The sequence below is a fragment of the Vibrio sp. CUB2 genome (genome assembly GCF_001557945.1).
Taxonomy (GTDB): Bacteria; Pseudomonadota; Gammaproteobacteria; order Enterobacterales; family Vibrionaceae; genus Vibrio; species Vibrio owensii.
In genome coordinates, this window is record NZ_LNRB01000037.1 from 1 (window position 1) to 8230 (window position 8230).

The 8230-nt window shown below is 41.9% G+C and carries 6 protein-coding genes and 5 pseudogenes; 7 read left to right on the forward strand and 4 right to left on the reverse strand.

What is annotated here, in order from left to right:
• From ATB78_RS27210 to ribB, 4 genes are all read left to right on the forward strand, one after another.
• A partial coding sequence (locus ATB78_RS27210; protein ID WP_061011094.1) for an LLM class flavin-dependent oxidoreductase occupies positions 1–866 on the forward strand: 866 nt, incomplete at its 5' end.
• Positions 867–951: 85 nt separating this feature from the next.
• Complete coding sequence (locus ATB78_RS27215) at positions 952–2088, forward strand: long-chain fatty acid--CoA ligase (protein WP_061011095.1); 1137 nt, start codon at positions 952–954, stop codon at positions 2086–2088.
• 1 nt (position 2089) lies between these two features.
• On the forward strand, positions 2090–2791 hold the full coding sequence (gene fre, locus ATB78_RS27220; RefSeq protein WP_061011096.1) for an NAD(P)H-flavin reductase: 702 nt from the start codon (positions 2090–2092) through the stop codon (positions 2789–2791).
• Positions 2792–2813: 22 nt separating this feature from the next.
• Positions 2814–3506, forward strand: a complete 693-nt coding sequence (gene ribB, locus ATB78_RS27225; RefSeq protein WP_061011097.1) for a 3,4-dihydroxy-2-butanone-4-phosphate synthase — start codon at positions 2814–2816, stop codon at positions 3504–3506.
• Between the two features lie 220 nt (positions 3507–3726).
• Here ribB and ATB78_RS28860 read toward each other — a convergent pair.
• Together ATB78_RS28860 and ATB78_RS28865 are read right to left on the reverse strand one after the other, a co-directional pair.
• Positions 3727–4666: pseudogene (locus ATB78_RS28860) on the reverse strand (helix-turn-helix domain-containing protein).
• Between the two features lie 51 nt (positions 4667–4717).
• Positions 4718–5177: pseudogene (locus ATB78_RS28865) on the reverse strand (IS5 family transposase); the annotation flags it as partial.
• A 647-nt stretch (positions 5178–5824) separates the two neighbouring features.
• Here ATB78_RS28865 and ATB78_RS27240 point away from each other — a divergent pair.
• From ATB78_RS27240 to ATB78_RS29925, 3 genes and pseudogenes are all read left to right on the forward strand, one after another.
• A pseudogene (locus ATB78_RS27240) lies at positions 5825–6216 on the forward strand (hypothetical protein).
• Positions 6217–6230: 14 nt separating this feature from the next.
• Positions 6231–6491: pseudogene (locus ATB78_RS29920) on the forward strand (FAD/NAD(P)-binding protein); the annotation flags it as partial.
• Positions 6486–6827, forward strand: coding sequence for a transposase (locus ATB78_RS29925; RefSeq protein WP_276280461.1), 342 nt, complete (start codon positions 6486–6488; stop codon positions 6825–6827). The pseudogene ATB78_RS29920 and the gene ATB78_RS29925, both read left to right, overlap by 6 nt.
• On the opposite strand, the gene ATB78_RS27250 is transcribed toward ATB78_RS29925, so the two are convergent.
• Together ATB78_RS27250 and ATB78_RS28875 are read right to left on the reverse strand one after the other, a co-directional pair.
• Positions 6797–7183 carry a hypothetical protein gene (locus ATB78_RS27250; protein ID WP_179947025.1) on the reverse strand — a complete coding sequence of 129 codons (387 nt, stop codon included), beginning with the start codon at positions 7181–7183 and terminating at the stop codon, positions 6797–6799. The genes ATB78_RS29925 and ATB78_RS27250 overlap by 31 nt on opposite strands.
• Positions 7184–7970: 787 nt before the next feature.
• Positions 7971–8230 (reverse strand): annotated as a pseudogene (locus tag ATB78_RS28875) (hypothetical protein); the annotation flags it as partial.

Here is an 8230-nt window from a genome sequence, read left to right on the forward strand (position 1 = left end):
ACACGTTGGCTGTTTACGAAAACCATTTCTCGAACAATGGTGTGGTTGGTGCCCCATTAACAGTGGCTGGTTTTTTACTTGGTATGACAAAGAACGCCAAAGTGGCTTCGTTGAATCACGTTATTACAACACATCATCCAGTACGTGTGGCGGAAGAAGCGTGTCTACTCGACCAAATGAGTGAAGGCCGTTTTGTCTTTGGCTTTAGTGATTGTGAAAAGAGTGCAGATATGCGCTTCTTTAATCGACCAACGGATTCTCAGTTTCAGTTGTTCAGTGAGTGTCACAAGATCATCAATGATGCATTCACTACTGGGTACTGCCATCCAAACAATGATTTTTATAGTTTTCCTAAAATCTCTGTTAACCCACACGCATACACTGAAGGCGGTCCTGCGCAATTTGTGAATGCGACGAGCAAAGAAGTGGTTGAATGGGCGGCTAAGTTAGGGCTTCCACTCGTATTTAAATGGGACGACTCAAACGCGCAAAGAAAAGAATACGCCGGTTTGTACCACGAAGTTGCTCAGGCACATAGTGTCGATGTTAGTCAGGTTCGACACAAGCTGACGCTGTTGGTCAACCAAAATGTAGATGGTGAAGCAGCAAGGGCAGAAGCACGCCTGTATTTGGAAGAGTTTGTCCGTGAATCTTACCCAAATACCGAATTTGAGCAAAAAATGGCAGAGCTGTTGTCAGAAAATGCCATCGGTACTTATGAAGAAAGTACTCAGGCAGCGCGAGTTGCGATTGAGTGTTGTGGTGCCGCGGACCTATTGATGTCTTTTGAGTCGATGGAAGATAAAGCGCAGCAAAGAGCGGTTATCGATGTGGTAAACGCCAACATCGTCAAATACCACTCGTAACGTTTAACTGATGCTGAAGGGGCAGCGATGCCCCTTATATCACCATTCTTTTCGCGCGATAGCGCTAACTAATAGAGGCATTTATATGGACGTACTTTCAGCGGTTAAGCAGGAAAATATCGCAGCGAGCACAGAAATCGATGACTTGATTTTCATGGGAACTCCTCAGCAATGGTCATTGCAGGAACAAAAACAGCTGACATCTCGCCTTGTTAAAGGGGCATATCAATACCATTACCACAATAATGATGACTATCGTCAGTTCTGCCAAAGGCTAGGAGTCGGAGAGGAGGTCGAAGATCTCAACGAGATCCCCGTTTTCCCTACTTCTATTTTTAAGTTGAAGACCCTATTAACACTTGACGATGACGAGGTAGAGAATCGCTTTACTAGCAGCGGTACTAGTGGCATCAAAAGTATTGTCGCACGAGATAGACTCAGTATTGAGCGACTTCTTGGTTCAGTAAATTTCGGTATGAATTACGTTGGTGATTGGTTTGACCATCAGATGGAGTTGGTGAACTTGGGCCCAGATCGCTTTAATGCCAACAATATTTGGTTCAAGTACGTCATGAGCTTAGTCGAGCTCCTTTATCCGACCGCATTTACTGTCACTGAGGATGAGATCGACTTTGAGGCGACGCTAGCTAATATGAATCGTATTAAGCATTCTGGTAAAACCATTTGTCTTATCGGCCCTCCTTATTTTATCTATCTACTGTGCTGTTTCATGCGCGAGCAAGGTCAAACTTTCAATGGTGGTCGCGATCTTTACATCATCACTGGCGGCGGCTGGAAAAAACATCAGGATCAATCGCTCGATAGAGACGAGTTCAACCAACTTTTGTGTGAGACTTTTACCTTAGAAAGCGCAGAGCAGATTCGAGACACATTTAATCAAGTTGAACTGAACACCTGCTTTTTTGAAGATAAAGAACACAAAAAGCGTGTACCGCCATGGGTCTTTGCAAGAGCTCTGGATCCTAAAACATTAAAGCCGCTTCCGCATGGCCAGCCAGGACTGATGAGCTATATGGATGCCTCGGCGGTCAGCTATCCATGCTTTCTAGTGACGGATGATATAGGCATCGTGCGAGAAGAAGAAGGCGATCGCCCGGGAACCACCGTTGAGATCGTTAGAAGAGTTAAGACGCGGGGTATGAAGGGATGTGCTCTCAGTATGTCTCAAGCGTTTACCGCTAAGAATGAAGGAGGCAACTGACATGTTATGTTCGATAGAAAAAATTGAGCCGTTAACTAACCTCATATTCCGAGTATTGCTCAAGCCAGATCGGCCTTTTGAATTTAGGGCAGGGCAGTACATTAACGTCAGTTTAAGCTTTGGTAGTTTACCGTTTTCTATAGCCTCATGTCCTTCTAATGGTGCGTTTTTAGAACTCCATATTGGTGGCTCAGATATCAGCAAGAAAAATACGCTTGTGATGGAAGAACTCACCAATTCGTGGATCTGCGGCAACATGGTTGAAGTCAGTGAAGCACGAGGTGAGGCTTGGTTGCGTGATGAGAGTGTCAAACCCTTGTTATTGGTCGCAGGCGGGACCGGAATGTCATACACCCTAAGTATTTTGAAAAATAGCTTGGAGCAAGGGTTTACCCAGCCGATTTACGTCTATTGGGGCGCCAAGGATATGGATAACCTGTATGTACATGACGAACTGGTGGACATTGCGCTTGAAAACAAAAACGTCAGTTACGTGCCAGTCACTGAAATATCAACCTGTCCCCAATACGCTAAGCAAGGAAAGGTGTTGGAGTGTGTGATGAGTGATTTCCGTAATTTATCTGAGTTCGATATCTACTTGTGTGGTCCTTGCAAAATGGTTGAAGTGGCTCGTGATTGGTTCTGTGACAAAAGAGGGGCAGAACCTGAGCAACTTTACGCGGACGCGTTCGCTTATTTGTAATCATTATCAAGGAGAAGAAACTATGAGCTCAACGTCACTACTAGATGAGTTTGGCACTCCAGTACAAAGGGTAGAAAGAGCGATTGAGGCTCTGAAAAATGGCCTTGGTGTTCTATTAATGGATGATGAGGATCGCGAGAACGAAGGCGACCTCATCTTCTCTGCACAGCATCTTACTGAAGCACAAATGGCACTCATGATTCGTGAATGCAGCGGCATCGTGTGTTTGTGCTTAACGGAGGAACGCGCCAATTGGTTAGAGCTTCCTCCTATGGTGAAAGATAATCGCAGTAAAAACCAGACCGCTTTTACGGTTTCGATTGAAGCGAAAGAAGGAGTGACGACAGGGGTCTCTGCGAAAGATCGCGTTACAACGGTCAAAACGGCCACTTATTTTGATGCTCAACCAGAAGATTTAGCAAGACCAGGCCATGTTTTTCCACTGGTTGCGAAAACAAATGGCGTGTTGGCCCGTCGAGGTCATACCGAAGGTACGATCGATTTGATGTATCTAGCAAACTTAGTCCCATCAGGGATCCTTTGTGAACTGACTAACCCTGATGGAACCATGGCGAAACTGCCAGAGACCATTGAGTTTGCAAGACGTCATGGAATGCCAGTGCTCACTATTGAAGATATCGTCGATTATCGGACGGTAATTGAACTGAGAAATGAATATGAGAGTGGCTCAGTGTGTGAAGTGAGTTGCTCTTAGTATTTAAAGTTCCTTTGTTTGTTCAGTCGCCTAGCTGACTTTCCGCCCTAGCTGGGCGGTTTTTTTGCAGAAGTCAAAATAACCAACAAGAAATAAGTGTTAGGTAAATAAGTTGTACTAATTCAGGCTTGGATATAATAATTTCCCACTTTCCGAATCGGTGCCTGTAAGATTATGTCTGAGTTAGGTTCTTTTCGACCCTAATTGATATCCTATCTTCTTATGTCTTTACTGGCGTTCTGCTACAGCACATTTTTCCTTGATGGGTACGATGGCTGTAGTAGTCCATCTATTCGTTCAGGTTTTTCTGCAACTCCTCCACCGAACAATACAGTTTCTTTCTGAATGTAACTTGGTAGAACTCATTTAAAATGGTCTTGTGGAATTACTCGCAGATACTGTTTGTTCAAGGTGATATCGCTTTAGTTTTGTGTGGTCGATATCATTAATATCTAGGTAGAGTTGATAGTCGTATTGCTCAACACGGCCAAAGTATCCGGAGCCTCGGTCCAGTCAAAATTCTCAGCATTGGCAGCTCATGAGTGTCGAAGAACGGCCGTCGGTGATTGGTGTTTTTGTCGTGTGAGCTTAGCGAAAGCGACTTTGTTGTAGGTATCAACGACTGTCTTCTGATAGATGCGTCCAATACCTTTCAAATTACCAATATAGAACGTATCTTGAGAGTCGAAGTAACCTGAGTGTGCAGTTTCTATCTCGCCAAAAGCTTCATCATAGTCCTTCTAACGCTCAAAGGCAGCCGCTTACCTTCCTTTAGAGCTATACCGTTCTCAGCAATCTGTTTTCTGCAACAATAAGGCGTTTTTGACGTTTTCTAAGCCATTACTAAACCAGATCTAACGCACACTACTTGGAGAGATAAGTACGTCCAGTTTACGTAGTTCATTGATTGTTCTGATTTGTCGATGAGCTGGAAAGTCGATGGCGTACTTCAGAACTGCCAGTGCTGTTTCACTATCGACGCGGTTCTTTAGGTTTGGTGTTCTTCGTTTTTGAGTAATGAGAGCATCGATACCAACAGTTTCGACTAGTTCTTGATAGCGGAAGAAAGTGTATCTTGATACACCCATAACCTTACAGGCTTTTGAAACATGGCAGAGTTCTTCTGCATGAATTAGAAGGCCGACTTTGTGTTTGATGATTGGATTGCTAGTATGAAGCTTGAGAGCTACCTCTTATTGTCTTTGATTAGTGATTAGATACATAGCGATTTCAGGGAGAGAGCGCTTGTGATATCCATACGCTTTTTCCACTTCTTGTTCGAACCATAAAGCTTTTGACATCCTACCGCTAAATTGCGCGAATGGTCTTTGCTCCTCGAAGGCTGCCCCCTTCACTCGGTGAGATGAGTAGAGCCGCTCCCTTGCTCCGTATGGCATCGTAACAGCACCTTGTATCGTAAACTCCGTTTCCAGATATCTCTTTGACTCGTCGCTGTTTTTGCTTGAGCAAATTAGGCAAGACTTCTGCGTCGGAAACATTAGATAGCCCCAGCTCTACCGTAATCATTTCGTGAGTAGAGGTGTTTACCGCTAAGTGCCACTTTCTCCAAACTCTGCGCTTCCCATCAGTCCCTTGCTTCTTGACCTTCCACTCACCTTCACCATAAACCTTGAGACCAGTAGCATCAATGGCGAGATGATAGATAGCACCTATGGTGCTTGGTTGTACTGCTTCCAGTTAGTTGTGGTTTTGTAACGAGGTTTAAGCATGAGGCGGCGTCGATTAATGGGTTTAGCCAGATCAGATCGTAGCTACTTGATTTAGTTCCATCGATTTAAGCAACAAAGCCGATTATTGATCATGTATTTTTACTTACTAGGTTTAATCAGTAGTGACGCGAACACGTCGGAAAGGCTGTGAGCCATAAGGTGAAGGTGTTTAAAATGCTTATATACCCTCAAAAAGGTTAAAAAATTTAAATGTCAATAATATGTTTACTCAAATTGTTGTAAGACATTTGCTCGGTATTTGGGGTGTTTTAAAGGTATTTAAGGAATGACGAATAAGTGTTTTAGTTAGTTTATAATTTGTTATTATAACTTTTTGTAATTATTGTGTTTAATATTTTCCTTATTCGTTTTACTTGAATCAATAAAAATATTTTAAAGTTAATAGTTTCCCGCCTGTCTTTATTGTCAATGTATCTTGTTGACTTTAATTGATTTAACCTTCTTTATTCTTGTATCTAATCTCTTACAAAATAAAGAGACTTAAGCTAGTAGCACCCATTATAAAATTGATATACATTCTCGTTTGGGAACATTCCCTCAATACATATAAAAATGGAGAAAACTATAATGAAAAACGTTCTTGGCTTCGTGACCCTTCTTGCTGCTTCTCTGGTTCACGCTGAAGATGCGATTACTTTTCCGACTCAACCCGCAGCAGGGGTAAACGATCCAATCGTCTTTCCTACTGTTCAGCATCCCATTGTGTTGGTTGGTGGTTACGAAGTAGAAAATGGTGTTTTACGCTCTCGCACTTATGACTGTGGCATTAACATCAGTGATTTAAACTTATCAGCACAACTGGTGTGGGAGGGGGCGACACCAAAAGTGATGATCTGATCATGTGCCGCTCACCGGCAAATAGCCCGTTTGAACTGGATATCAGTGGCGTGCTTGAGCAACTTCCGAATCACGACCTGTATCGTGTAGAAATCGCGAATCATGTGAACTTTCACCGATAGTTCGAGGTGAGAAGATGATTTGTCATTCTATTAGTGAAAGGGAGGTTGAGGCTTGCGCTCGCGCAGGCTGCTCTCGCCCGAAAATCGCGATTTTTGGCGCCGGAATTTCAGGCTTAGCCGTCGCGCATAATTGTGTAAAGCAAGGCTTTGATGTTGCCGTTTACGACAAGGAGTTCCATACCGGAGGCAAGTGCATTGGTACGGTAGATGATGGCGGCGTGGTGCATGAGCTCACGCATCGACAGTTCTTCGCTAAAAACTACAACCTGATTAATTTTCTTAAAGAAATCCCCTCAGAAATACAGAGTCTAGAAAGCCTTGTGCTTGATGGTGCAGCCTACCATCGGTCAGAAATGGTGAGAAATGCGGCAAAAGTGCTCAATATAGAGCTTCATTACTTACCAGTATACAGCCCAAACTTAAATCCAATAGAGCGGCTTTGGAAAGTAATGAATGAGCATTTGAGGAACAATGTCTATTTTCCCTCCAAAGCAGCATTTACCTCTGCTATCAAAACGTTTTTTGATGTGACGCTACCAGAAGTTGCAGGCTCACTTGTATCCAGAATTACGGATAATTTTCAGATATTGAAGCCTGCATCTTCAAGTTGAACGGGTATAGCTAACCTCAGTAATAAAGTTTTTCGAGCGGTATTCCTATTCCCAGAACTCTTTTTGGAAGAACCTTCCACTATAGGGGCATTTTCAGCATCTGGCATTTCTGCTATTAGTTTATCAATAGCTCTAGCTTCAGCATCTGGCATTTTTGCTATTGGTTCATCAATAGCTCTAGCTTTTGACTCTTCAGAAGAGCCACCGTTAGAAATTATTGAAAGAATATCTGTTGACACAGTGATTTCTTGTATTTCTACTAACTTTTTAGAGTTGAAGGTGTTTAAGTTGGACAGCGTTTTATTTGTTTCATGTAAGGCATATGCAGCACTCATCATGCATGAATCAAAAGACATATCCTCATGAGCATTAGATATTGTGGTTAGAGCGTTTTGTGTATTTTCTAATTTTTTCTTTTAAGAGATCTCCAGTTATCTTGTTTGCGAGGACGTCGAGTTTATTCTTAAGTTGTGGTTTATCTGATAGTGCCTTGTCATACTCTGATTTTTTCACGGGCCCAATCATATGGCGTCTAATGTCCGGATTGGGCTCAAAATTTTTAATATTATATCGACATCCGTTAATTAAGCTTTTTGTTGTATAAAACTGTCGAATATTTTCTTTTAGTTGTGGATCTTTTGTGTTAATTGCAATGTCCCGTAATGATAAAATGCTTTTGCTTTCTAATTCATTACGAATATGAGATTTTGAATTACTTATGTTTTTAAAGTTTAATTGCAAGTCATTCTTTAACTAGTCAACTTCTTTATTTAGTCTGTTTACGCAACTCTCATACTCTTTAGTAATACTTTTATAAATATAACTAAGCGTTTTGAATTTTAGGGATTCATTATTACTTTTGTTGTTTCTGTTATTAATTTTCTCTCTTAATTTTTTAATTAATAGTCTGTTTTTATATGGGTCATTAGATAGCTTTTCAATTAAATTAAAGTTTTTGTCATTTTTTATACTTCGAATACTGTCTGCAAGACCATGATTCTTTAATTTATCAGCTGAGCTGCTATGAGATAAAACATGAGATCTAAACTGGTGTATGAGCATAATAATTGTGTCCGTGGCTATTTTATTAAGATACCTATACTCAGTTAACTTGAAGGTGTTCAAGCGAGCACCTTCAATGGTTCACGAGTATAAATTTTCGGCTTTGTTGCTTAATTCGGTTGGAAGACATGGCAGCCCAAAGTTGTTCAGTGTTTTGAGCATAGCGTAAGTCTCGCCAACCTGAGCATTGTAATTTCTTAGGCTTAGTTTCCCTCCTAGCAGCTGTTTTACTCGGTACATTGCTGTCTCTGATAGTGAGCGCTTGTGATAGCCATACCGCTTTTTCCACTTCTTGTTGGAGCCGTAGAGCTTTTGACAACCTACTGCTAAATTGCGAGGGT